Raw genomic sequence first — 25135 nt, forward strand, 5'->3', positions numbered from 1 at the left:
GAGGGGGAAATGGCCATGAAGCAAGGGAGAAAATACGGGGCGGTTTCAATAGGCTCCATGATGTTATTATCAGTTGTCGCAAGTGCATGTAGCAATTCGACGGCTCAACCAGAGGCGTCCAAATCCGCAACTGCTGCGGCATCGGCTAGTCCGGTGGCTGCTCAAACGGCAGCAGTGAAAGTAGACCCGTTGGCGAAATATGATCCGCCAATTGAAGTGACGACGGTGCGATCGGTGGACGCAACTTTCAAATATGCAGCTGGCGATTCGATCGACAGCAATATCTGGACCAAAATTTTCGAGCAAGACTATGGGATTAAAGTGAAAAATGCGTGGTCGGTTGATTCAACTCAGTATCATCAGAAGCTGAATGTGTCTATCGCATCGGGCGATATTCCGGATTTCCTTGAGGTGAATAAAGAGGAAATGAAGCGTTTGGCGGATGCGGGTCAGTTAGAGGACTTAACGAAAGTATGGGCACAATACAGCTCGCCATATTTGAAAGATATGTTGAACCAAGATGGTGGAATTGGGATTAAGGCAGCTACAATTGACGGCAAAATGCTTGGCATTCCTCACACGTTCAGTAACGGCGGTATCAGCACAGCTGAAATGATCTACGTACGAACGGATTGGTTGCAGAAGCTGAAATTGCCTGAACCCAAAACGATGGATGATGTGATTAAAATAGCAACCGCTTTTGCCAAACAAGATCCAGACGGAAACGGGAAAGATGATACGATCGGGCTTGCGGTAAATAAAGATTTCTGGGATTATGGGCACGGTTCATTGCGTGGCTTCTTTAACGGATATCATGGTTATACCGATATTTTCATTAAGAATCCATCAGGTAAATTGGTATATGGTTTTGTTCAAAAAGAACTAAAAGCGCCTTTGAAGAAGCTCCAAGAGCTCTATAAGGATGGCGTGCTTGATAAGGAATTTGGCGTTAAACCGCCAGCTAAAATCCAAGAAGATGTAGCAGCAGGACGTGTAGGGCTTGCCTACGGATTAGTGTCAGATGGCGGCTATATCCAGAAGGAGAATCACACGAAGGATCCGAAAGCGCAATGGAAAGTGTTCCCAATTGTTTCTGCAGATAGTCAGCCAGCTGTACCGCAGCTTTACGACACAGCCGGTACGTTTTATGTGGTGAAAAAAGGATCGAAGCATCCGGAAGCGGCTATTAAGTTAGCGAATATCTATATCAATCGTTTTTACGAAAAATCGTATGCACCGGATCCGAACCCATTCATTACCGATTCGAAAACGGGGATTATGGCAGCGAAATATGCGCCAGTTACGATGGATTCGCTAAATACGAATCTAGATGCCTATCACCAAGTGCAAGAATCCTTAAAGACCGGCGATGGCAGTAAACTTGGATTCCCAGCCAGTGTTCATTTTGATCGCATGACGAAGTTCAAAGCTGGTGATGATACGATGTGGTTTAGCAATATCGTAATGGGCGATGGCGGCAGTTATAGTGTTATTGATCAATATAACAAAGCGAAGATCGGGCAATATAATTTGTTCCTAGCTCCAGCAACGCCGACGATGTCCGAGAAGCTGCCGACGTTGAAGAAGAAAGTCGCAGAAACGTTCACTAAGATTATCATGGGTGATTCATCCGTCGACGAGTTCGACAAGTTCGCTGAAGAGTTCCAAAAGCTTGGCGGCGATAAAATCGAGCAAGAAGTGAACGATTGGTACGCGAAGAACAAATAGGTCGATGATGGCTACCCTGCATGTAGAGAAATCTACGTGCGGGGTAGTTTCTTGTAGGATGGGACAATTTTATCATACTTGCTTTTTATTATCTTATGGTGCCGGTCATATATCCAATCCGCACAATCTTTTGTATAGTGAGAAAAAGGACGTATGATGAGGAGTTATGTGAATGGCAGGGAGACAGCGACGGTTCTCAATACTTGGCAAATTAATAGTGACTTTTCTCATCGTGCTTTCACCTATGTATGTGATCGGGACACAGATTAATGAATGGGGTGCGGGGCTTGTCCGCAAGGAGATTTCCAAATCACTCGAGTCGCAAATTCAGTTCTATCGCTCATCACTTGAGAATGAAATCGACAGAATGGGACGTATTCAACGGCAATTCATGAATGACGAAGATTTGGAAGCGCTGAGTGTGACGGCCGATAGTTTAACGGAATATCAGAAGCTTGTTATTTTGAAAAGGTTTCAGCAACGCCTCGTCCTATTAAAGGAATCGAGTATGTATATCGAGCGGGCAAGTGTGTATATTCCGCCTATTAATAAAATTATTTCATCTACGGAGTTAGCCGACAGCTTGCCTCGAGAGCGTCTGGATCGATTAAAACAAGATTCGTTCTCGCATAAAGGATTATTTTATCGCGATGGCGATCATCTTTACTTACGTGAATATTATCCCAACAACCAGTTGGTGGAAGGGCGCGACCCGATGTTCGTTCTGGAACTGGAGCTTTCCATGCCCGCCATGCAATCGTATTTAGCGCAGATTTCTAATTATGACCAGGGCGGCGCAGCGATCGTGAAAGCAGATTGGGATATCGTCCATACGCAAAATAAAGAGGCCTACGCCCTCATTCGTCAAACGGTTCGGGAGCAAATGTCCATGCTCCAGATCAAGTCTTCACAAATCGTTCAAGCAGCTAATGAGCTTATCAAGATCGGGAATCAGCGTCTTCTCACGGTTTCCACCTATTCATCGGCACTAGATCTGATGTTGGTTGCTTTTGTTCCGGAAAAGGCTGTGATGGGGCCGCTGGATCATTATCAAGTTTATTTATATCTCATCTCCTTATGCGCACTTATTGTCATTATCTTGTTCTCTATCTATGTGTACCGCATCATTCATCGCCCGCTCAGTAGGCTTGTCCGAGCTTTCCGCAAGGTGGAATCCGGTGATCTACAAGTCGAGCTAACGTATAAAAGCAGTGATGAATTTCATTATTTGTATGCCCAATTCAATAACATGGTCGCGCATTTGAAGAAACTAATTTTCGAAATATACGAGCAGAAAATTCGTACGCAGCAATCCGAACTGAAGCAGCTGCAGTCGCAGATTAATCCGCACTTTTTATACAACAGCTTCTACTTATTGTATCGCATGACGAAAGCGCAAGATTTCGAAAACTCAACCCGATTTACCAAATATCTCGGCGATTATTTCCAGTACATGACCCGAAATGGCAGTGAGGAAGTCCCGTTGGAGCGGGAGTTGAGCCATGTTCGTGCTTTTGCTGAGATTCAAACTATCCGGTATATGAACCGGATTTCGTTTGAAATGGAGCCATTGCCAGAGGTATGCAAACAAATTGTTGTTCCACGGTTGATCTTACAGCCAATCGTGGAAAATGCGTATCATCATGGGTTTGATCAGGACCATCATGAGCGTCATCTGCGGATCTCGACCGCATGCCAGGAGGACGATGACGGAGAGAGGCTTGTTATCATCCAAGTTGAGGACAATGGCAAAGGGATGACCGACGAGGAACTGCGAGATTTTCAGGCCAAAACGCAAGAGGGGCAAGCGACGGAGGAAGTAACGGGGATGTTGAATGTGCATCGACGCTTACAATTAAGGTTTGGTGAGAAGGCCGGTGTTCGGATTCTCCAACGAGAGGAAGGCGGTTTGATCGTTTCGGTCGTCATTCCATTCGTCGGATAGGGGATTTCAATTTGCAAAAAGAGGACGTGATGTCATGCTGACAATGATGATCGTGGATGATGAGCCGCTGGCCGTTCACTATTTGACAGAAACTTTGCTTGAGCTGGAAGACATGGATTTCGAGATGTTGAAAGCTCACTCCGGCAAGGAAGCGATAGAGAAGATGGAAGTTGGGAAAGTGGACATTCTGCTCACGGATATTCGGATGCCGGGGATGAGTGGGATGGAGCTTGCCGATTATACCCGTAAAAGATGGCCGCGCTGCCGCATCATTTTCTTGACGGGCTTTGATGATTTTGCCTATGCCCAGACAGCAATTCGCAATGGGGGCATCGATTTCGTCCTCAAAACAGAGGGCGATGAGGCCATCATTCAAGCGGTGCAGAAGGCGACGCAGGATATCGCGCTCGAAATCAACCGTGAAGAAATATTGAAGCGTTCTCGAGAGCAGCTGCATGCCGCATTGCCAACGATTCGCCGCGATTACCTGCGGCAGCTCGTGCAAGGCGAGTCCGAATCGCTCACCGTTAGGGCTCGCAGGTTCGAGGAGCTGGGCATCGGCCTGCACGCAGGGAGTCCTGTGCTCCTCGTCATCGGACGATTGGATGAATGGGGGTCCTTCGCCGCACCATCGGATCAATCGCTTCTGTTCTATTCCGTCCACAACATAGCGGAGGAATATTTGAACGGCTCACTAAACATGATAGCGCTTCCGTATGATCGCAATCGGTTTATTTGGCTCGTTCAACCAACCGAGCCTACCGATGACGGGCAAGAAGAACAAGCGATTCGTACGCTTTCCGGCGGAGTAGAGCTTGTTCAGTCTGCCTGTCGGCGGCATCTGAAGGTGCCGGTTTCCTTCCTGCTGGCTTCTAGCTTCTGCACATGGGAAGCGATGATGCAGCGGATTGAGGCCATGAAGCTGCAGTTGGCCTATGGCATCGGGAAAGGCCATGAGATGCTGCTAACCGAGCAACGCAGGGAAGACAAAGAAGAACTGCGCTCTAGTAAGCAATTCTATGAAGAGCAGGATTTGCGTATTCATCTGCACAAAATGGATCTGTTGGAGACCTATTTGGATAACGGTGAAAAAGAAGGGTGTGAGCACCTGTTTGGTGAGGTCGTTAAAGCGATCAAGTTGTTATCGCACATTGATGCGGGCGAAGCGCTGGCCTATGAGGCGTTCTCGCATCTTGCTGCTTTTCTTTTAACGTATATCAATAAGCGTCATTTGATCGCGCAGCTGGGTGAATCGTTCCGGATCGAAGAGATTCTGAATCCTTATCAGCACAATAGTACGGTAGGAGCCGTTCAATTTCTGGCGGGTATCGCGTTGTCGCTGGCGGACTATAACGGGCTGAAAAAGGCCGAGAGAACGACGGATATGATCGGTCAGATTCATCATTATGTGCATGCATTTCTACAAGAGGAGCTGTCGTTAACGCGCCTAGCAGAGTTGGTGTATTTGAGTCCGCCATACCTCTCTCGCATGTATAAACAAACAACAGGGCAAGGTCTGCTTGATTATATTACGGATGTGCGCATTCAGCGGGCGAAGACCCTATTAATGACGACAGAGCACAAAATCCATGAAATCGCTGCGATGGTTGGATTGGAGTCTGCGCCTTATTTTACAAGACTATTTAAGAAGGTCACAGGTCTTACGCCACAGGTGTATCGCGACTCTCGATTAACTGGTTAATATAAGGCAAGAGCCGCAATAATGTCCCGTATCGGTGGCATGTTCGTTAATTTTATAATAAAGACATGGAAGAGGTTGGCGATAATCCAGCTTCTTTTTTTTCATCCGGTAAGGGGGAGAACATGTGAACAGAATGAAATGGAAAGCGCAAATGCCCCTGCATTTGATGCTCATTCCCGGATTGATTGCCATCCTTATTTTTCAGTATTATCCGATGGCCGGCATTGCTATTGCGTTCCAGAAATACATGCCAACACAGGGGCTTTTTCATTCCAAATGGATCGGGCTGGATAACTTTCGATATGTGATGGAGTTGCCAGATTTCTATCGTGTGCTTTGGAATACGATCTATATTGCACTCATGAAAATTATTGTAGGTCTGATCGTGCCGATTGTCATTGCCATTTTGCTGAATGAAGTTCGAAAGAATGCGGTGAAACGTATAGTTCAAACGCTGGTGTATCTGCCGCATTTCCTTTCGTGGGTTATTCTAAGCGGGATCTTATTGGATGTCCTCTCGCCAAAAGAAGGGATCGTCAATGCGGGACTTCGTGCCTTGGGAATGCAGTCGATTTTCTTCTTGGGAGACAATCATTGGTTCCCATTTACGTTGGTACTGACGAATGAGTGGAAGGAATTCGGTTTCAGCACAATTGTGTATTTGGCAGCGATCCTGGGCATTAACCCAGCGCTGTATGAGGCGGCGACGATGGATGGCGCAAATCGGTGGAAGCAAACACTGCATATTACCTTGCCTGGGATGGCTCCGATCATCGTATTGCTGGCGACACTTAGTATCGGAAATGTGCTGAACGCCGGGTTCGAGCAGGTATTCAATTTGTACAGCCCTATTGTGTATGAAAGTGGAGATATCATCGACACCTTCGTGTATCGGATTGGGATGATCGATGCACAGTACGGGGTGGCGACAGCAGTCGGACTCTTTAAGTCACTCGTTTCATTTATCCTTATCGCACTTTCGTATACGATGGCGTATCGGTTCGCCAATTACCGCATTTTCTGAGGGGAAGGAGGAAATTCAGCATGATCAAGACGACGTCTTGGGCATATCGAGGGTTCACAATTGCGAACTATGTGTTTCTTATTAGTTTATCTGTCTTGTGTATATTGCCATTAATTCATTTACTGGCGATGTCACTCAGCTCCAATAATGCTGTTGCAACAGGCGCAGTCACCTTCTGGCCCATTGAGTTCACTTGGAAATCGTATCAATTCATCATCGAAAAACCAGAGTTTATGACCTCTTTCATCATTTCGATCAAAAGAGTCGTGTTAGGCGTCATCGTGAATATGGTACTGACCATTCTAGTCGCTTATCCGCTGTCCAAGGAGGCAGCAAGCTTCAAGGGCAGAACGGTGTATGTATGGATATTCGTGTTCACCATGCTGTTCAGTGGGGGGATTATCCCACTCTATATGACAATGCGGTCGCTAGGGTTGTTAGACACGATTTGGGCCTTAATTTTAACGCATGCGGTGCCTGTGTATAATGTCGTTATATTACTGAACTTTTTCCGGGCATTGCCCAAAGAATTAGAAGAAGCAGCCCTCATGGACGGTGCAGGGCAGTGGCGAATCCTGTGGAATATTTACATACCATTATCTACGCCATCTTTGGCAACACTTACGCTTTTCGCGACAGTTTCCCATTGGAATTCATGGTTTGACGGTATTCTATTCATGAACACGCCATCCCATTATCCACTCCAAAGCTATTTATATACGGTGGTTGTAGGTCTGGATACGCTGATCAAAAGCAACACGGATCTCGAGGTGCTGACACTCATATCGGATCGTACCGCACGTGCCGCGCAAATCTTTCTTGGAGCGTTGCCGATTCTCATCATCTACCCGTTTCTACAAAGGTATTTCACGAAGGGAATTATACTTGGCAGTGTGAAGGAATAGCGTCAGAGTTGGCACTTGTATAATTGATTGTGAGGAGATGACAGATATGGCGATAGATCATGTTACTAAAAAGACACTTCAACGAGCCTCCTTGGAAATGAGTCTCAAACCTTTCAAAAACCTCGATCCTTCCGCGATAGACGAAGTTTGCACAGAGGCGCTGCGCCAATGGCAGCCGCTGTTGGAGATGGCCGAGGTGGCTTCCATGCTGCTATGGGTTTCGGATGGCAGTGAAATCCTGACTTGGAAGGGTGAGTTGGAAGTCCCTTTTGAATGGGCAAGATACATTGGGTTCGCGAATGAGGACATGTTCGGTCATGTCACGGATAACAAGGACCCTCATATTGCTCGTCTCTATACGAGTGAGCCCGTTACCTTCACTTATGGGGATCTGAAACGTGTAGTAGCATCATTTAAACGGATCGCTGCGGAGAAATTTGGTGTCAAGTTGGAGGTCGGTGCTACGTTCGATGCGGGACCCGAGTTTGCATATTCGGATTTTAAATATAAGGATCATCCAGAAATTAACCGGGCCGAGATCGGCGGCAAGTACGTTTCGTTAAAAACACACTACACGGTCGTGTGTAGCTGGTCGAAGCTGAAGGCTGACAACGTGCACTATGCGGCCTATCCAAATGGTATTCCGGAGGATTTACCTTTCGGTGAATTTCTAGGAAAACAATGTGCTAGTTACTTGCCTACGCTTGGGTTTGACTATATCTGGTTTTCTAATGGGTTTGCGCTTTCGTATTTTCCTTGGACGTATTTAGGGGCAAATTATGATGGGACGCATGCAGCGATTGCGGATTACGAGGAAGTTTCGACCAAGATTTTATCCTTTTGGGATGCATTCAAGTTGGAGTGTCCTGAAGTGCGAACGGAAATACGAGGAACGAATTACGGAACCGGCATGGACTTGGCCAAAGATTATGTACCGATGCAAGAACTCTACGACAAGGGTTATCTCGCGTATCCACCTCCGAACTCCCCATGGGGAGCGTTGAATTACGATTTTGGACTAGAAATCACAGGTTACTTATCACGGATTGCCGAGCTTCCGCAGGATACCTATATGTACCGTTTTTACGCGAATGATCCTTGGTTCTGGCAAAATCCTTGGTTCGACTATTATGATCGGGAGCCACACGATATTTATTGCCCGCTAGCAGCGGCGAGGGTAAATGCAGATGGAGGTGTAGAGCCGCCTGGCGTCGTTCAAATTCTAACGATTGATACGGAGTATGGGGAACTGCAAGCAGAAAGTGCATCTGAAATCATTCCGCATATTCGCAAAGCGTTCAAAGATGCGCCAGATCAGCTTGGTATGGTTACTTGGCTCTATCCATTTCGTGAGCTGCATGACCTGCTGAAAGCAGATCGGAATACGACTGGCCGAGTGTTCTTTCACGATTGGTTCATTCGGAATGCGATTAATGAAGGATTGCCACTGAATACTGTGCTCGGGACGGATACCTTTCGGACAATGACGGCAGAAGCCAAATTGAAGCTGAAAAGCACCGTGCTATTGATTTCTACAGCAGGATTAACGAGGGATTTGGTCGAAGAGATTGAGGCACTCGTAACCGATGGTGCTCAGGTGTTGCTCTATGGGGACGTGTTGGAGCCAGTTTTATTGGAGATGCTGCAATTGCAGAGGGAGCAACCTTTAGAAGGTGATTTTGAGCTGAGGATTTCACTTGCGCAGGATGAGGTTGGAGAGCAGGTTTCTTCTCATAAGCTTAGGCATCGTGCTGATATTGGAGATGGCGGATTGAGCTTAACGCTCCGGGATAACGCAGATTCGAGTACAACCGTTCATGCCGTAGCTGTACAAAATGGGGAGGAACGCGCGTTTGCTGTCACACGATGCGATGCAGATTGGAACGGTGGAAGAATCGGTTGGTTGTGCGGATCCTTACCTTTCCAGCCAGCTGGAGTAACGCATCTGCCGATTCGGCAAGAGGAAGAATGGTACGATTCTTCCGTACTATTACGATATATGCTGCAGCCATATGGCTATCATCTGTCACAAAAGAAGCTGACAACCGAGTCGCAATCAGCGCTTACATTTGTCTCGCGTCACGAGAACGCATTCTGGTTCACAGGTTGTAAGCAGGATACGACAGTTCAATTGCAAATCGGTCTGCCAGAAGGTGTGCCGTTATTTCCAGGACAATCGGTTCAGCTAGGGAGCGATACGGGCGTGTACGCGTTGGACCGTACATTTCATGAGGAATGCCGTATCGTGGCTTCTCAAAAGCAGAAATCAATCGTTCTTTGCCGCGAAAATCAGGCTTTCCCAACGTGGAAGCGTCAATCTAGCCGTAATCTGACCGTTTGGAATTTGAAAGAGGCCAATCTTACGTTGTTTCCACCTATTGAGGCCATTGCTGCTGGGATCGTGGAAGTCAGATTGAACGAGAACGAGTATCTCGATCTTACGGATGCTTGCCAAGAGGATCGTATTTATCTAGAGGGAATTACAGGTCGAATAGATCTACTTTGGTAAGTGTAAAAGGGGGGAATGAACGATGGAGCTAAGAAGTCAGCTGGGGGAAGCGTTCGTTTTCCCCGGCTCGGAGAAACAAAAGATGCGTTATCGACCGCATTGTGGTGGCAGGGATGTGCAGCTGAGGAGTCATCCGGATACCACACATCCAGATAATCGGACGTTCCAGCAAGGTATCGACTACATGATCGACGGGGAAGGTGGAACGATCTTTCGGTTGGCAAGTGGTGCGATACCTGATTGGCGAGACCATCCTTTGTATGGGCTAGAGAAGTTTGATCATCGCGATTATAAGGCAATTTCGAATGCGGCTTATACCGTGTATGCTGATTATGAGTACGAGACAGAGCCGGTTGTTGATGAAAATAAGGTGGCACAGGCGAGCGGCTTGCTGAAACATCTGAAAGAGAAGCAGGACATTTCACTCGTCGTGCTTGGTGATAGCATTTCAATGGGGGCCGAAATCCCCAATGTGAAATTCACATTTGCTCACCGATTTGCGGAGCAGTTACGTTCCCATATCTCAACATCAGAAGTTACGTTGACGATGAAAGCCGTAGGCGGTGAAACAAGCCGGCGCGGCTTGCTTCGTCTGCAAGAGGATGTGATCGCAAGCCGACCGGATGTGGTGACGATTGGTTATGGTATGAATGATCAAAATGTGGATGCGGACAGAGGGAATGACGTTCCACCGCCTGAATTTGAACGTCACATAGGAGCAATGATTGAACAGCTGCGCGCACAGACGGATGCAGCTATTATCTTAATCACACCTTGCCTACCTAATGGACAGTGGCATTTTGCTAGTAAAAATGCAGCGGAATATGCGGATTGTCTGCGACGGCTTGCCAACCAGTATGAGGTTGCACTCGCGGATGTTCAGAAGCTATGGGTAGCTGAATTAGCAACAGGCAAATCAACCGCGAGTTTGTTGATGAATAACGTCAATCATCCGAATGAATACGGGCATTCGTTTTACGCAAGGGCATTGGCGGAGTTGCTTTGAGCTAGAAAATGGCACATAGTTAGGACTACATTTCCAAATAACTGGAAAACATCCATGTAATTTTGTCTGATTCAGCCTTCGAGAAGGATTAACTGGAAACTGTACAGCTATTTACACCTAATTCCCTCGAAATTGCCAAATTGCTTAAAATTAGCTGTAGGTTATCCATCTAGTGCTTATACTTGGCGCAAAAGTAGTAGAATAGCTGTAGTTTTTACAGGTGACTTGTTACACCACAACATACAACTTCCGGAATCAAAGAAGCCCCCAACCTGAAGCAATTGCTTCGAGATGGGGGTTATTGGTACGCGCTTCCCTCTAACTAAACCACCAATAAACTGGAATAAACAAAATCGACGTTATAATCCCAGCAGCGCCCATGGAGAAGCCGCTCATGCTGCCTTCCTCCTCGGAATCCTTGAGGAGGCGTGCCGTGCCAATCCCATGCGCAGCGGTGCCAACGGCGATGCCGATGGATAGCGAATCACGCCAACCGAGCCAGGTCAGCAGCTTCCGGCCGATCATGCTCCCGAATAGCCCAGTGAGCACCGTCAGCACGGCTGTTAGCTCTGGCAATCCGCCGAGATGGCGTGATATCTCTAGGGCGATCGGCGAGCTCACGGATTTCGGCAGCATGCTGAGCAGAATCTCGCGGCTTCCGCCGAGAAGTCCAACTAGGGCAGCGGCGCAAACAATGCCGGTCAACGATCCCATCGTAACGGCGATCAAGATGCCGGTGATATGCTTTTTTATCAGACCGGCATGTTTATACAGCGGTACACCTAGCGCTACGGTTGCTGGCCCAAGCAACAAGGTAATCAGATCAGCGCCTACTTTGTAGGCGGCATATGGGATACGAAAGCTGAGCAGGATGCAAATGATCAAGCCTGAACATACAAAAAGCGGATGAAGCCACCGCCAACGCTTGTGAATATGTTGTGCAGCCGTATAGGCTACAACACTAAGCGCGATGCCAAACATCGGGTTCATTAACCAATCGGAGGTGTTCACTTCATCCCACCTTCAGCCGTCTTTTGCCCATTTGCACCTGTAGGCATCCGATGCCCTTTAACCTGACTACGTTGCATTTTCGAGGTGATAAATCCAGTTACGAGTAGGACAGCCACAGAGCTCCCCATGACGCCAACCCCGATAGAAAGCCAATTCCCCCCAATCAGAGGGAAGAATGCCATGGTTCCCACAACAAAGGGTAGAAAAAATAGCATCATATGGCCTGTGAACCAATTCGCCGTCGTTTCCACCCATTCTAACTTGATGAGCTTGGCAAATAGCGCGATAGTGAAAAGAATGAGTCCAATCACATTGCCAGGAAGCGGGATGTGAAAGCTCGTTTGAAGCCAAATGCCAATGAGGTTAAAAGCAAGTAAAATCGCGAGTCCTAGCATAAGGTCCTCCTGTCTGTCGTCTTGGTCTGTTGTCTTGAGCTGAAGGGGAATGCTCTACCGCGCAGGAATACGTATCCGCACGATCGTCCCTACACCCAGCTGGCTTTCTATGTCAATCCCATACGGATCTCCGAAGTAGAAAACAATCCGATCATGCACATTTTTGATGCCAATATGTGTTTCATCGAGTGTGTCTGAAGGCTGGGCTAGCCGATTTCGCAGCTGCCCAAGCTTGATTTCATCCATGCCAACTCCATTATCCTTGATCTGGATCAGTAAGTCATCCCCCGATATCTCGGAAGATACTTCCAACAGTCCTGCTTGACTGCTCCGTTCCAGTCCATGCACAAAGGCATTCTCGATCAGCGGCTGCAATGAAAAATGCAGCACCTGCAAAGTCTCACTATTCACCGAGAGTTCCTCGCGATACTGAATTTTATCCCCGAAGCGCAGCTGTTGGATTTTTACGTACAGCCGAATGTGGATCAATTCCTCCTGCAAGGTAACTGTTTCTTTCCCCGTTTGGATATGAATGCGGAACAGGCGACCTAAGATACCGACCATTTCACCGACATCTCGTTGTCCGCTGATGATCGCCTTCATTTGAATCGTTTCCAGCACATTAGCCAGAAAATGCGGATTGATCTGACTTTTCAAAGCGCCATATTGCGCGACTTTTTGCTGTGCTTTGGCCATGGAGGAACGTTCAATATAGTTCTGCAAGTCTTCTAGCATTTTGCGGATACCTTGATACAGCACGCCGAACTCATCCTGCCGATTCGAGCTAAGATCGACATCGAAATTGCCTAAACCAACCATTTTCACCTTGCGGCTTAGTAGAATGATTGGCTTCGTTACGCGCGCGGATAAAATGAACATGAATAAAATCGCAGTTCCTAGGGACAAGAAGGCTAATGCTAATATGATTTTGATCAAAATTTCGGCTTGCTTCGTCATTTCTTTCTCATCAATGGATTGAATGACCTTCCAGCCCGAATAAGGCGAGGTCACAAAGTTAATGTACGAATTGGACCCGGCAAAATAAGCGTAAAAGCTCCCATTTTCAGTATTCAAAACGGTCTGAAGCTTCTGACTCTCTAACGTGATTGGTACATTGGCATTCGTAGTCGTACTTTCGGAATTATAAATACTCGCACCCTGACTATCTATAATAGTGAAGTTGCGTTTACTCGTTTCGGACAATTTCAATATTTCTCGCAAAGAATCCAATCGAATATCGATGAGCATAACCCCGAGCGGCTGCTTACTTCCTACCTTATTAATGACCCTAGCGATGGAAATAACGGGATCCTTGGCATTCACGCGATGGAAGGGGAGGTGTGTTCCGAACAGGACGATGCCACCTTTACTTTGCTGTGTCTGCAAGTACCAATCCTCATGGGTGAAATCCTCGACATCGTAATCCGAGCGATTGAAATTAGCCGAGTAAAAGACACGGGAGCCTGCGTAAATTTGCACGCTGTCCACATTTTTAATTGTCATTTCGATCGAACTGACAAAGTGCTCAATGGTGTTCCCGTATTGAATTCGTTGATCATTACTATTCTCGTCGCCATCAGCAACCCAGTGCTCCAAGGCATTCTGCAGTTGCCCATCCATTTGCGCGTTGAGCGTTCCTTTTTCGATACTCTGCAAATATTGGTCAATATTGAAGGATAGATTCGTGAGAATCAGGTTCGAGGAGCTCTGGTACTCATTTTTGACGGCTTGGATGGAAAAAAAATAAATAATGACGGAGATAATCAATAAGGGAACGGTGATAATTAGGATCATAAGTACGAATATTTGATGGTTAACATGCTTCATCCGGTAATGCTGCGAAAGCCGCTGCCATGCGTTCAAACGCCTACCACCCCCATTTCTTCCGATAGTCGGTTGGCGTCATATTCGTAATGCTTCGGAAGGTTTTGACGAAATGCTTGTAGCTTTTATACCCGCACATCGTGCACACATCCGTCACCAGATACTCTGATTTCTTCAAGCATTCTTGCGCATAATGGATGCGAATTTCGGTCACAAACCGCATGTAGTTCTTATCTAGTTTTCTTTTGAAAATACGACTTAAATACGATGGATTATAGAAGAAACGATCGGCCACCATTTGCAGCGTAATATCTTGGTCGATATGCTCTTTAATATAAGCTTCAATATGTTCAAAAATAAGCACATCCTGGTGGTTCGTTGAAGAGAGCTCATCGCGATACACGTCGCTGACTTGCACCATCCAAGCTGCTAGCCAGCTGAAAAGGGCATCCAGCGTTGGGAAATCATCGACACACGTAAGCTTTAGCAGTTTTTCACTGTAGACGCCTTCGACAGGAATGCCATTCCGGTGGGCGAAGCGAACGGTGGTGGAGATGATTTCTTGGATAAAGGCGAATCCACGATCCATTGAAGTGCGGGGCAGATGTATGCTCAAGTCATGCGCGAGTCGTTGCATCAGCTGTTCGATTTCCGTAGGATTACCGCTTTCAAGACCGACAATGATACGGTTCTTATCCGCTTCTTCAAGAAGTAAACGTGAATCTTTGGCACGAGTCGGTGACTCATTGGCTGCGATCGGAAAGAAGATCTGTCGCTTGTCCTGATAGTAGCGTTGATATAGCGCTTGATCCGTTTGACGAAGCGATTGTGTTAATTGCGAGCTTTCTGTCGTCATTTTCCCAATAGCCATGAAAAAGTTGGCATCACAAGCTGGAAGTGAGAAGTGATCGGTCTCGAACGAACTTGGTTGATCATCCAATATCGCTACAGCATAGCATTTGGTCTTATCTATATATATAAATAGTTGTGGGGGAATACTGGAACTAGACATCATTTCTAACGTGGCTCGAATGATGCGTTCAGCGTGTTGTTGGAACTCTCTTCTTTCGTAAGTCTGAGAGGGATTTGAAGGTATCCATGTTACCACAAAAGGTTGATACCTAATCGCCAAATGCCCGAAGTCGTTGAGTAGTTGGCGCACGCTTTCTTCCCAAGCTGCATGCTCGTCTTCCAGTAAAAATTTGACCAACTCTTTGCTTTTAAAGCTTTTGTTTTCGCTGGCTTGCGCTTCCAACTCCGTACGTTGGGCCCGTTCATTTCGCTTTTGCTTAAGTGTAGCCATACAGCTTTGAATGGTCGAAAAGCTTTCTTCATATTCAAGCGGCTTTAATAGAAAGGCATGCACGCCGCCAAGACGAATTGCCTTTTGGGCATATTCAAAATCATTGAAACCAGTCAATATAATAAAGAGGGTATCCGGGAGTGTCGCTCGAATGTGTTCAATCATCTGAAGTCCGTCCATCTCGGGCATGCGAATGTCGGTGATGATCAGATCAGGTTGCTCATGCAAAGCTGTGAGCCAGCCTTCCTTGCCATTCTCAGCTTCAACAATCGTGGTAACACCAAGCTCTGTCCAGTCAAAATAGTGCTGCAAGCCAGCTCTGATTAGAGGTTCATCCTCGACAATTAGTAGTTTATACATGAAGTTCCCCCTTGTTCGAAAAGCTTTGTAACATTTATTTTCAAAAATATTCTTTCGAGTTAGTCGATTATTTGGACTAACTAGCCAGAAAAGCATCTATCTCTTTCGAGTTTGTCGATTATTTCGATTTACTCATCAATAAGGGCTACTATTTATAAAGTATAACACTAAAATTATCGGAAATGAGGCTCTCATTTGCTGGAAAACGAACAGGTCAGAATACGACTATGAATGTAAAGATACGGGGATTCTCCTCCATTTCAATATCACGTATGCTTAGGGCACGGAATGAAACGAAGCATGTTTATTCCACAAACAATAACGGGGGTGCTCAAATGAGGGCTATGAAAAAAGGATTAATGACATTGATCGGCGTTGCTCTTGTCGGGTCGCAGTTAGTTGCATGTACGAATTCATCTACGAATACACCAGCGAACACAGCCACGAGTACTGCCGAAAGCAAAACGGTAACACCAAGTCCAGTGGCTGCGAAGCCAGTTGAGATTACGTGGTGGAACTTCCCGAACTTTCAACCGCTGGATGGAGAAGTTGGGAAATACGAGAAGCAGATTATTGCCGCTTTTAACAAGAAGTATCCAGAAATTAAAGTTAATCTAGAAATGATTACCTTTGAAGGTGGTCCGCAAAAGCTGAACGTGGCCATCGCTTCGAACTCGGCACCAGATGTGATTTACGATGCTCCGGGGCGCATTATTGACTGGGGAAAGAAGAAGTTACTAGCTCCACTGAATGACATTGTCACCGACGAGGTGAAGAAAGATATTACGCCAGCGCTATGGAAGCAATCCATGGTTGGCGATCAGATTTATATGTACCCGATCAATACAGCGCCATTCATGATGGCCGTCAATAAGACCGTATTTGAGAAAATCGGTGCCCTGGATTTACTGCCACTAAGTCGTCCTGATCGGACGTGGACAGTAGCTGAATATGAGAAAGCGCTTCAAGCCGTGAAGGAGAAAGCACCTGAGATTATTCCAACGGGATTCTTTGCAAAAAGTACGGCAGGCGATCAAGGGACTCGCGCTTATATTGCTAACTTAGGTGTGTCGAGATTCTTGAGTGAAGATAACTCCAAAGTAGCCATTAATACCGACAACGCTGCGAAAGCATTGGACTGGGTAGCTAAGGCGACGAAGGATAAGATCAGTGTGTCCGGTTCTGCCTCCTTGGCAGCTGCGGATGTCAACGATTTGTTCTTGCAAGGTAAATTAGCCTTTACTTTGAATTATTCAGCGGTACTTAAAGCGCAGAACGTTCCGCTTAAAAAGGTGCAATTCGAAGATATTCTGCTGCCATTCCCAACACTAGATGGATCTAAGCCTAAGCTTGAGCCGTATTTGGGCGGTATGGCCGTGTTTAACAATGGAAACGCAGACAAAATTACGGCTGCTAAGAAGCTAGTTGATTTTATCGCGAATGATCCCGAATATGCGAAGAAGAATTTGATTCAAACAGGCGGACTATCTGCACGTACGTCGATTACAGGCCTTTATAGTGATGCCGAATATAAATACGCAGAAACAGCTCGTCAATTCATCACGGATGCACCCACAATTGCTGATGGTTACGCGGAAATTCGTACATTCTGGTTCCCAGAATTACAACGTGTGTTAACAGGTGCAGCAACAGGTAAGGAAGCGCTGGATAGCTTTGCGACCAAAGCGAACGAAGCCATTGCGAAAGCGAAGAAAGATCAAGCAGCTGCCAAATAAGAACGAGGAATGTCCACTGGGAGTAGAGTGCGATTGTACTCTACTCTTTTCATCTCAAAAAAGAAAGGGAGGGAAGAAATATGGAGGTAACGGTTCGTAAAACCAAAGGTTACATACGTCGAGATTGGCTTATGAGCTATGTCTTTTTACTGCCTGCACTCGGATTCTTTCTGCTTTTTGTTGCCTATCCCATGGTAAAAGGGATCTATATTAGCTTCTTCGATTACTCCTTGCGAACGTTTAACTTTATTGGATTTGATAATTATGTCGATTTAATTCAAAACGAAACGTTTCTGAAATCGATGCGAAATACACTGTTGCTAGTCGTTATTACGGTCCCTATAGTAATCGTTTTCTCTTTATTCGTAGCCATTTCTATTTATAAGAAAAAAGAGTTTGCTCGATCATTCTTTCGAGGCGTATTCTATTTGCCAGCCGTTTCTTCTGTCGTCAGTATTACAGTTGTATGGGGATGGATCTACCATCCGAATTACGGTATTCTCAACTATTTAGGGGGATTAATTGGGCTTGAGCCGATTTCGTGGTTGGGTGACCAGCGGACAGCTTTGCTAGCAATTATCGCGGTTTTGATCACAACCTCAGTAGGTCAGCCTATCATTCTTTACGTGGCCTCCCTAGGGAATATCCCAACTTCGTATATCGAAGCGGCTGAAATCGACCGAGCGACACCTTGGCAAATTTTTTTGAAAATTATTTGGCCCATGCTCATGCCGACCAATCTCTATATTATCGTCATCACAACGATCAATACGTTTCAGTGCTTCGCCTTAATTCAATTGCTTACTTCTGGCGGGCCTGTTTATAGTACCTCGACCGTCATGTATGGCGTGTACGAGCAAGCCTTCGTGCTGGGTCATTTCGGCAGCGCCTCGGCTATGGGTGTATTCCTTGCGATTATTATCGGGGTTATCTCGTTGATTCAATTTAAATTCTTTGGCAGCGATGTTGAGTACTAGGAGGGGACATCATGAAAGTAAACGCTGGGCAAAGGGTATTTAACGGATTTTCTACGCTATTATTAATTCTTTCTACGTTGTTTTTTATATTTCCGTTTTATTGGATTGTGACGGGGGCTTTTAAATTCCAAACGGTGGCAACACAAATTCCGCCAGAATGGTTCCCGCTCAAACCGACCTTACAGAATTGGGTGGATTTGTTTAAGAATCCGGTATGGCGCTGGACGTTAAATAGTTTCATCATTGCTTTGGTTGAAATGTTCGCTGTCTGTCTGGTTTCCGCTTCTGCTGGCTATGTGCTGGCGAAGAAGCTGTTCCCTGGCCGGAAAATCATTTTTACAATGTTTATTGCTGCAATGGCTTTACCGAAACAAGTCATTCTTGTTCCGCTCTTTACGATGTTGGCCGACTTTGGATGGGTCAATACGTATCATGGACTTATTTTACCAGCGATTGGATGGCCATTTGGTGTGTTCTTGATGAAACAATTCGCTCAAACGGTACCAGGAGAGTTAATTGAAGCGGCGAAGATCGATGGCTGCTCCGAAATCCGACTATTCTCCACGATTATCTTGCCATTACTCAAACCAGCGTTAGGAGCGCTAGCGATCTTTACTTTCATTGCATCGTGGAACGACTATTTCAGCCAACTCATTATGACGAGGTCTACCTCGATGATGACACTGCCGCTAGGGGTAGCAACGATGCAAGGCGAATTTACGACCAACTACGGAATCATGATGGCAGGAGCGGCACTAGCGTCTGTACCTATGATTACGATCTTTCTCGTGTTCCAAAAAGCCTTTACACAAGGTATTACGATGGGTGCGGTCAAGGGATAAAGTTGCAGTAGTGGGATGGAAAATAACAGCTAATAATCATGTACACAATCTAAACAGTCCAAACAATCGGAGGAAAACATACATGAAACCTTATGATTTGGAACCATTTCGCGGTATTATTATCGCTTTATATGCAAGTTACGATGAGCAGGGAGAAATGAATACTGATGCTGTGCGTCGATTGGCTCGGTATTACGCTACGTCGGGTGTGAAAGGACTTTATGTTGGCGGCAGTTCAGGTGAGGGTATGCTGCAAACCGTTGAAGAACGTAAGCTGATCCTTGCGGCCGTGATGGAAGAAGTCGGCAACGAGCTGACGATCATTGCCCATGTAGGATCAGCTGCCACGCGAGATAGTGTTGAGCTTGCTAAGCATGCAGCGGAAGTTGGAGCGCATGCGGTATCAGCAGTTCCTGCGATTTATTATCGCCTATCACCGGATAGCGTGGAGGGGCATTGGCAGGCAATTATCGATGCGACATCACTGCCATTCATCATTTATCACATTCCTCAGACTACAGGCTTTCATTTATCCAAGAGTCTGCTTATGAAAATGGCTGCACAGGACAAGGTGATCGGAGTGAAAATCTCGGCTGAAAGTACCTTTGAGCTGCAGCAATTCAAAGCAGCAGGAGGCAGCGAGTTCCTCGTATTCAACGGACCTGATGAGCAGTATTTAGCGGGACGCAGTATTGGCGCAGACGGAGGTATTGGCGGAACTTATGGGGTAATGCCGGAGCTTTTCCTCAAAATTGAACAATGCTATGTAGCAGGGAAGATGCGCGAAGCACAGGAGTGGCAGTTCAAGGTGAACGAACTCATTACCCAATTACTCTCATTCCCATCTTTATATGGGGCTTGCAAAGCGATTCTAAAGCTGCGTGGGTACGATATTGGAGAGCCGAGAATGCCGTTATTACCTTGCACTTCGGGTGATCAAGGACGAATTGAAGAGTTGAATACACGGATCATGACGCTGGTTGAGCTGGCAAAGGCATAAGTGGGGGAGTGTTGTGGATGGAATGCAGAGAGATATTTCCAGTGAGCGGTTTGATCGTTTCCTGCCAGGCGCTGGAACATGAACCTCTTCATGGTGGCGATACGATGGCGAAAATGGCGAGAGCAGCTGTCCAGTCGGGTGCCATTGGCATTCGCACGAACGGTGTTCACGATATTTTGATGATAAAAAAAGAAGTAGACGTGCCTGTGATTGGCCTTATCAAAAGAGAAATGCCTGGGTCCAGTGTGTTTATTACACCAACTTTGGACGAAGTAAAAGCCATCGTGATGGCTGGTGCGGATATCGTTGCGCTTGATGTTACGAATCGGGAAGGCCGATTGGAAGTCGTAAAGCCCCTAATCGCTTGGGCTCACGAAATGGGAGCCGCTGTCATGGCTGATATTTCAACCTTGGAAGAAGGGTTAGCAGCAGAATCCCTTGGTGTTGATTTCATCGGGACGACGCTTGCTGGATACACACCATACAGTACACAGCAAGAAGGGCCGGATTTCGAATTGCTTGAACAGCTATGTGCGAAAGTTAGCGTACCTGTTGTAGCAGAAGGCCGGATCTGGACACCGGAGGAAGCGGCGAAAGCGTTGGCCTGTGGAGCGACCTATGTTGTGGTTGGAAGTGCGATCACACGACCGCAGCTTATTACGGAGCGTTATGTGAAGGCATTATTCACTCAGCGTGCATAGGGGGGAGACGGGTGGGCGTGTATATGTATGACCCCTTAGCAAATTACGTAATTGGTGTTGATGTTGGAGGTACCAAGATCAACGCTGGCCTCGTAAATGCACAAGGTGAAGTTTTGTGTATGGTTAGTTTGCCGACGATGGCGGGCGAAGCAAGGACAGTGGAACGCATTGAGCAAGTCATTCGCGAGTTGATCGCGGAGTGTGAAGGAGTAATGCCGAGCCTATGCTTTAAAGGGATTGGTGTTGGAAGTGCAGGGCAAATCGATTGGGCGAGCGGCTCGATTCGCTCAGCATCTGAGCTGATTCCCGGTTATGCGGGAACGGCACTTAAAGACATTCTTCAGGAACGCTTTCAGCTGCCTGTCATCATCGATAACGATGTAAATGTGCTGGCTCTGACAGAGAAACACTTGGGAGCGGGACAAGGTGTGGAACATTTTCTATGCCTTGCACTAGGGACTGGTGTTGGCGGTGCACTCGTTGTGGATGGCCGTCTGGTCCACGGCGCATGGGGCGGTGGCGGTGAACTAGGCCACATATCGGTTGATTTCGGTGGTATCCCTTGTGTATGCGGTGGGATTGGATGTTTGGAGCAATATGCCTCAGGGACTTCGATTGCGAGGCGTATGCGCGAGAAGCTTGACCACATGGGTGTAGTGGAGGAAACCGTGGATACACGGGAGGTGTTTGCTCGATGGCATGCGGGGGATCTGGCGGCGAATGAGCTTATGAAGGAAACCGTGGCTGCGCTAGGATCGGCCATTGCTTCCTTAATTCATATGTGTAATCCCTCGTTAATCGTGATCGGTGGCGGGGTAGCTGAAGCAGGCGATCTCTTGTTTGCAGAGCTACGGAAAGAAGTAGCACGCAGGACGATGCCTTCGATGCTGGAAGGTGTTCGCATTGAGCCAGCTTATCGAGGGAATTGGAGCGGTATGATTGGCGCAGCACTGCAATGGTGGGAATGAACGTCATGGAAGAACGAGTAAAGATGAGAAGGCAGCCTCTGTTTTATCGTATAACGCGATAGAGCGGAGGTTTTTACGTATTTTAGGATGAATATCGTGAAGGGAGGTCAAAAAAGAGCCCCTGAAAGTCAAGTTCGAGGGATTATCAAGGAAGAAAAGTCGCTCTATGATAGAGCTAGTCGGGCAGGTGGATGCCTGTTCACGAATAGGCGGAAGGGAGGTAGCTTGCAAGCTAAGGTTGGGAAAAGGAAAAGAAACGCCAATAAATGAGTGAGAGGAAGGTAATTATTAATGACTACTCTAACGAAGGTTATTCGACTGATGCTCTGTATGACCGTACTTATGACGGCGTTCACCTTTCAAGGCAACTCCGCAGAGGCTTCCGTTCCTGCAGGTGTGCTGAACTATTCGATCAATAGCACATTCAATGGAACCTCTGACTATGTGGACAAAACGGCTGATCGCACTGTGGTTTCATCACTAACTCAAGGCTCTATCTCGGTAAAGTTTAAATCGACGAGCACAGCGGTTGCCAAGACGTTCCTCAGTGTATCAGACACGAACGATCCTTCAAGTAATTTATCTTTTACCATGAATAATGGGACGGTTTACTTCGAAAATCGAGAAAATGGTACTTATGCCACGCAGCTGAGTGCTTCAGGAACCTATAATGATGGGAATTGGCATACAGCGGTACTCACTGTTGGCTCCTCTGGAACAAAAATTTACGTGGATGGCTATCAAAAAGCGAGTTCAGCATCAACCAGCTTCTTCACCAATGTGACGAATATCACTGGCATGTGGGTGGGTCGAAATGTAGACAGCGGTGGTGGCCAGTGGTACTATTCGGGCACGCTTGATTATGTGAACGTTTACAATGTTGCACTGACAGCGGCACAGGTCAAAGAATTAGCGTTCCTTACGGAACAAACACTGTTTACGACAAGCGATGGCTTGGGCTATGGCCAGTATCGCATACCTAGTATTGTCGTAAGTGCAAGCGGCACGGTGCTCGTTGCGGCAGAAGCTCGTACCGGCGGAGATCAAACGCCAACCGATATCGTCTTTAAGCGCAGTACGGACGGTGGAACAACGTTCTCGAGTCAAGTTATTTTGGCGCCTGGTAAATCGCAAGGTTACGCGGAAATGAACCCCATGCTCATCGCAGAGAATACGGGCACGAGGGTCCACCTTCTGTGGAGTAGATGGATCTGGGGGAACTGTCAGTACTTCATCCGTACAAGTACCGACGATGGCGTAACTTGGGGAGCGGCGCAAGATATTACGTCCGTCCTGACACCTTATAAAACGGTTGGCAACGCGAAATATTTTGCTAACTTAGCAGGCGCTGGCATGGGGCCGGGCCACGGGATTCAAATGAGTAATGGCGTACTTCTCGTTCCTATTTATATCACGACGTCCAATTGGACGAATTCAACCGTGGCCTCCATTTATAGCACGGATAATGGTGTGACATGGAATGCAGGCTCGAAAGTACCGAATCCATCTGGTTTTTCACTTATCCACGAGAATATAATGGTACAGCTGTCCAATGGCATGCTGATGACGAATATGCGGAATCCTGGCAGTGATTATCGAGCTGTATCAACCTCCACGGGGGTTAATGGTACTTGGAGCACGCCGGTATCGGATACCACCTTGATTGACCCCGTCGTAGCAGGAAGTATACAGCGGTATGATACTTCTACGATTTTGTTTACAAACCCAGCGAACACGAGTACACGTACCAATATGACGATTCGGATGAGCAATGACGATGCGTCCACTTGGTATAAGTCCAAAGAAATTTATGCTGGAACGAATGGCTACTCGGATATTGGTGTTGCACCGGATAAAACCATATTCGTCTTGTACGAGAAGCCTGCGGGCAGTAAAATCGCGTTAGTGCGCATGAGTAAAGCGTGGATTGAAGCGCCATAAGCTTATTATAGGGAGCCTTGCATGTCATGCGGGGCTCCTTTTCTGCTTTTGTATGTAACTTAACATAACTTTTAATGTTATATATATTGACAAATGAGAATGGACTCCTTAATATAATGCTTTAATAAGCATCACAAATTGAAGAGGTGAGCAGGCGATGAATGAGTTCGTGACGGATACAACCAATGCTTATATCCCTTTGCAGCCTGAGATGGCCTGGCAAACTGCTGATTATCAAGAATATAAAGCGCGTGGTGATGCGCATCATATCCCAGCTTTATATTATCAATTTCGGTCCAAAGGTGTTGGATCACCTGATTTCGTCGCTATTCCAGACGGTCATGTAGATATGTTATTTACCTGTGATGCTAGCCAGCCTAATATTCAAGTATACGGTTCTGTCCTTTCCAAACGCACGATCACGCTAAAAAGCGATACGAACTATTTTGGTGTTCGATTTCTCTCCCTTCATGTAACAGGCAGCTCGAAGATTGATATGAAGGATTTAATTAGTCAATCTTGCCCTTTATCGGATTTTATCAAGTTGAATACGAAGAGTGTTGAGCCTATTCTTACAGCTGCAACCTTCACAGAAAAGATACGCTTGTTCCAGGAAATACTCGGTGAAGTCTTAACTACTCAGCAGGATTCACGGTTGGTGCGCTTTGCCCTCAATCGGATGATTATGGCAAAAGGGAATATGAGTGTAAAGGATTTGGCGGCTGAAACTACTTATTCGGAGCGGTATCTTCGTAAGCAATTTGAGCATTTTGTTGGCTTATCTCCCAAAGTATTTAGCCAAATTACGAGATTCCAGCATGCGCTGAACGGATTGATTACCGCTCAACAAGCCTCTGCGATTTGGGACAGCATTTCAGAGCACGCTTATTACTATGATCAAGCTCATTTCATTAATGAGTTCAAGAAGTTTTATCAAGAAACACCGCATGCCTGGATGAAGCGTTGTTTGCAGGAGTAAAGGAGCGAGGGCCATATCGTTGGTCCTTTTTTTGTCTCCATTTGTAGTAAATAATCCAGCAACATCCAACTACTCACCGAACCCAACGCACATCTATTCTCCATCACCGTACTAAAACAATTCCCAACCCCTCTGAAATCCCAGACTCTCCATCACGTCAACTGCTCCCAGTAAATATTTCCTGCTTAATGTTAACTAACCTAACATAATGGCCGATTTTTCCAATATTTCTTTACACTCTTCTAGTATACTAACCACATCGAGATGAACTTCACTCCA

Annotated in this window: 19 protein-coding genes; 15 read left to right on the plus strand and 4 right to left on the minus strand. The window is 46.5% G+C overall.

Going from position 1 to position 25135, the window contains the following annotated elements:
- Positions 1–15 precede the first annotated feature (15 nt).
- The 7 genes from ACSQ8O_RS15425 to ACSQ8O_RS15455 all read left to right on the plus strand — a co-directional run bounded on the left by ACSQ8O_RS15425 (position 16) and on the right by ACSQ8O_RS15455 (position 10819).
- The gene (locus ACSQ8O_RS15425; protein ID WP_436242416.1) at positions 16–1728 is read left to right on the plus strand and encodes an extracellular solute-binding protein; all 1713 of its coding nucleotides are present in this window, start codon (positions 16–18) and stop codon (positions 1726–1728) included.
- A 172-nt stretch (positions 1729–1900) separates the two neighbouring features.
- On the plus strand, positions 1901–3673 hold the full coding sequence (locus ACSQ8O_RS15430; protein ID WP_436242417.1) for a sensor histidine kinase: 1773 nt from the start codon (positions 1901–1903) through the stop codon (positions 3671–3673).
- Positions 3674–3707: 34 nt separating this feature from the next.
- The gene (locus tag ACSQ8O_RS15435) at positions 3708–5375 is read left to right on the plus strand and encodes a response regulator transcription factor (RefSeq protein WP_436242418.1); all 1668 of its coding nucleotides are present in this window, start codon (positions 3708–3710) and stop codon (positions 5373–5375) included.
- A gap of 133 nt (positions 5376–5508) precedes the next feature.
- A complete protein-coding gene (locus ACSQ8O_RS15440) occupies positions 5509–6399 on the plus strand; it encodes an ABC transporter permease (protein ID WP_436242949.1) in 891 nt (296 codons plus the stop codon).
- A gap of 20 nt (positions 6400–6419) precedes the next feature.
- Complete coding sequence (locus ACSQ8O_RS15445; RefSeq protein WP_436242419.1) at positions 6420–7304, plus strand: carbohydrate ABC transporter permease; 885 nt, start codon at positions 6420–6422, stop codon at positions 7302–7304.
- A 46-nt stretch (positions 7305–7350) separates the two neighbouring features.
- Positions 7351–9813 (plus strand): hypothetical protein, encoded by a 2463-nt coding sequence (locus ACSQ8O_RS15450; RefSeq protein WP_436242420.1) that lies wholly within the window; start codon positions 7351–7353, stop codon positions 9811–9813.
- Between the two features lie 22 nt (positions 9814–9835).
- Complete coding sequence (locus ACSQ8O_RS15455) at positions 9836–10819, plus strand: SGNH/GDSL hydrolase family protein (protein ID WP_436242421.1); 984 nt, start codon at positions 9836–9838, stop codon at positions 10817–10819.
- Between the two features lie 318 nt (positions 10820–11137).
- Here ACSQ8O_RS15455 and ACSQ8O_RS15460 read toward each other — a convergent pair whose 3' ends face one another.
- From ACSQ8O_RS15460 to ACSQ8O_RS15475, 4 genes are read right to left on the minus strand one after another with little or no spacing between them, the layout of a single operon-like run.
- The gene (locus ACSQ8O_RS15460; RefSeq protein WP_436242422.1) at positions 11138–11830 is read right to left on the minus strand and encodes an LrgB family protein; all 693 of its coding nucleotides are present in this window, start codon (positions 11828–11830) and stop codon (positions 11138–11140) included.
- Positions 11827–12225, minus strand: coding sequence for a CidA/LrgA family protein (locus tag ACSQ8O_RS15465; RefSeq protein WP_436242423.1), 399 nt, complete (start codon positions 12223–12225; stop codon positions 11827–11829). Before ACSQ8O_RS15465 ends, ACSQ8O_RS15460 begins: the two co-directional genes overlap by 4 nt.
- Positions 12226–12279: 54 nt before the next feature.
- On the minus strand, positions 12280–14088 hold the full coding sequence (locus ACSQ8O_RS15470) for a cache domain-containing sensor histidine kinase (protein ID WP_436242424.1): 1809 nt from the start codon (positions 14086–14088) through the stop codon (positions 12280–12282).
- Positions 14089–14092: 4 nt separating this feature from the next.
- Positions 14093–15712, minus strand: a complete 1620-nt coding sequence (locus ACSQ8O_RS15475; protein WP_436242425.1) for a response regulator transcription factor — start codon at positions 15710–15712, stop codon at positions 14093–14095.
- A 344-nt stretch (positions 15713–16056) separates the two neighbouring features.
- Here ACSQ8O_RS15475 and ACSQ8O_RS15480 point away from each other — a divergent pair, with 344 nt between their 5' ends.
- The 8 genes from ACSQ8O_RS15480 to ACSQ8O_RS15515 all read left to right on the plus strand — a co-directional run bounded on the left by ACSQ8O_RS15480 (position 16057) and on the right by ACSQ8O_RS15515 (position 24856).
- Complete coding sequence (locus ACSQ8O_RS15480) at positions 16057–17448, plus strand: ABC transporter substrate-binding protein (RefSeq protein ID WP_436242426.1); 1392 nt, start codon at positions 16057–16059, stop codon at positions 17446–17448.
- 80 nt (positions 17449–17528) lie between these two features.
- Positions 17529–18425 (plus strand): carbohydrate ABC transporter permease, encoded by an 897-nt coding sequence (locus ACSQ8O_RS15485; protein ID WP_057309617.1) that lies wholly within the window; start codon positions 17529–17531, stop codon positions 18423–18425.
- 11 nt (positions 18426–18436) lie between these two features.
- Positions 18437–19267: a carbohydrate ABC transporter permease gene (locus tag ACSQ8O_RS15490; RefSeq protein WP_056613048.1), complete on the plus strand. Its 831-nt coding sequence runs from the start codon at positions 18437–18439 to the stop codon at positions 19265–19267.
- Between the two features lie 82 nt (positions 19268–19349).
- Positions 19350–20267, plus strand: a complete 918-nt coding sequence (locus ACSQ8O_RS15495; protein WP_436242427.1) for a dihydrodipicolinate synthase family protein — start codon at positions 19350–19352, stop codon at positions 20265–20267.
- 17 nt (positions 20268–20284) lie between these two features.
- Positions 20285–20968 carry an N-acetylmannosamine-6-phosphate 2-epimerase gene (locus ACSQ8O_RS15500; protein WP_436242428.1) on the plus strand — a complete coding sequence of 228 codons (684 nt, stop codon included), beginning with the start codon at positions 20285–20287 and terminating at the stop codon, positions 20966–20968.
- Positions 20969–20979: 11 nt separating this feature from the next.
- Entirely contained in the window at positions 20980–21936 is a 957-nt protein-coding gene (locus ACSQ8O_RS15505) for an ROK family protein (RefSeq protein WP_436242429.1), read from the plus strand.
- Positions 21937–22227: 291 nt separating this feature from the next.
- Positions 22228–23877 carry an exo-alpha-sialidase gene (locus ACSQ8O_RS15510; RefSeq protein WP_436242430.1) on the plus strand — a complete coding sequence of 550 codons (1650 nt, stop codon included), beginning with the start codon at positions 22228–22230 and terminating at the stop codon, positions 23875–23877.
- A 157-nt stretch (positions 23878–24034) separates the two neighbouring features.
- Positions 24035–24856: a helix-turn-helix domain-containing protein gene (locus ACSQ8O_RS15515; protein WP_436242431.1), complete on the plus strand. Its 822-nt coding sequence runs from the start codon at positions 24035–24037 to the stop codon at positions 24854–24856.
- Positions 24857–25135: the final 279 nt, after the last annotated feature.

The sequence above is a fragment of the Paenibacillus sp. LjRoot56 genome (assembly GCF_964253335.1).
Taxonomy (GTDB): Bacteria; Bacillota; Bacilli; order Paenibacillales; family NBRC-103111; genus Paenibacillus_E; species Paenibacillus_E allorhizoplanae.

Excerpts from the sequence above, each read along its gene's own strand:
- ACSQ8O_RS15515 (WP_436242431.1), top strand. The coding sequence starts at position 24,035 with ATGAATGAGTTCGTGACGGATACAACCAATGCTTATATCCCTTTGCAG.
- ACSQ8O_RS15465 (WP_436242423.1), bottom strand. The coding sequence starts at position 12,225 with ATGCTAGGACTCGCGATTTTACTTGCTTTTAACCTCATTGGCATTTGG.
- ACSQ8O_RS15450 (WP_436242420.1), top strand. The coding sequence starts at position 7,351 with ATGGCGATAGATCATGTTACTAAAAAGACACTTCAACGAGCCTCCTTG.
- ACSQ8O_RS15435 (WP_436242418.1), top strand. The coding sequence starts at position 3,708 with ATGCTGACAATGATGATCGTGGATGATGAGCCGCTGGCCGTTCACTAT.
- ACSQ8O_RS15475 (WP_436242425.1), bottom strand. The coding sequence starts at position 15,712 with ATGTATAAACTACTAATTGTCGAGGATGAACCTCTAATCAGAGCTGGC.
- ACSQ8O_RS15425 (WP_436242416.1), top strand. The coding sequence starts at position 16 with ATGAAGCAAGGGAGAAAATACGGGGCGGTTTCAATAGGCTCCATGATG.
- ACSQ8O_RS15495 (WP_436242427.1), top strand. The coding sequence starts at position 19,350 with ATGAAACCTTATGATTTGGAACCATTTCGCGGTATTATTATCGCTTTA.
- ACSQ8O_RS15485 (WP_057309617.1), top strand. The coding sequence starts at position 17,529 with ATGGAGGTAACGGTTCGTAAAACCAAAGGTTACATACGTCGAGATTGG.
- ACSQ8O_RS15490 (WP_056613048.1), top strand. The coding sequence starts at position 18,437 with ATGAAAGTAAACGCTGGGCAAAGGGTATTTAACGGATTTTCTACGCTA.
- ACSQ8O_RS15445 (WP_436242419.1), top strand. The coding sequence starts at position 6,420 with ATGATCAAGACGACGTCTTGGGCATATCGAGGGTTCACAATTGCGAAC.
- ACSQ8O_RS15510 (WP_436242430.1), top strand. The coding sequence starts at position 22,228 with ATGACTACTCTAACGAAGGTTATTCGACTGATGCTCTGTATGACCGTA.
- ACSQ8O_RS15480 (WP_436242426.1), top strand. The coding sequence starts at position 16,057 with ATGAAAAAAGGATTAATGACATTGATCGGCGTTGCTCTTGTCGGGTCG.
- ACSQ8O_RS15430 (WP_436242417.1), top strand. The coding sequence starts at position 1,901 with ATGGCAGGGAGACAGCGACGGTTCTCAATACTTGGCAAATTAATAGTG.
- ACSQ8O_RS15440 (WP_436242949.1), top strand. The coding sequence starts at position 5,509 with ATGAAATGGAAAGCGCAAATGCCCCTGCATTTGATGCTCATTCCCGGA.
- ACSQ8O_RS15455 (WP_436242421.1), top strand. The coding sequence starts at position 9,836 with ATGGAGCTAAGAAGTCAGCTGGGGGAAGCGTTCGTTTTCCCCGGCTCG.
- ACSQ8O_RS15500 (WP_436242428.1), top strand. The coding sequence starts at position 20,285 with ATGGAATGCAGAGAGATATTTCCAGTGAGCGGTTTGATCGTTTCCTGC.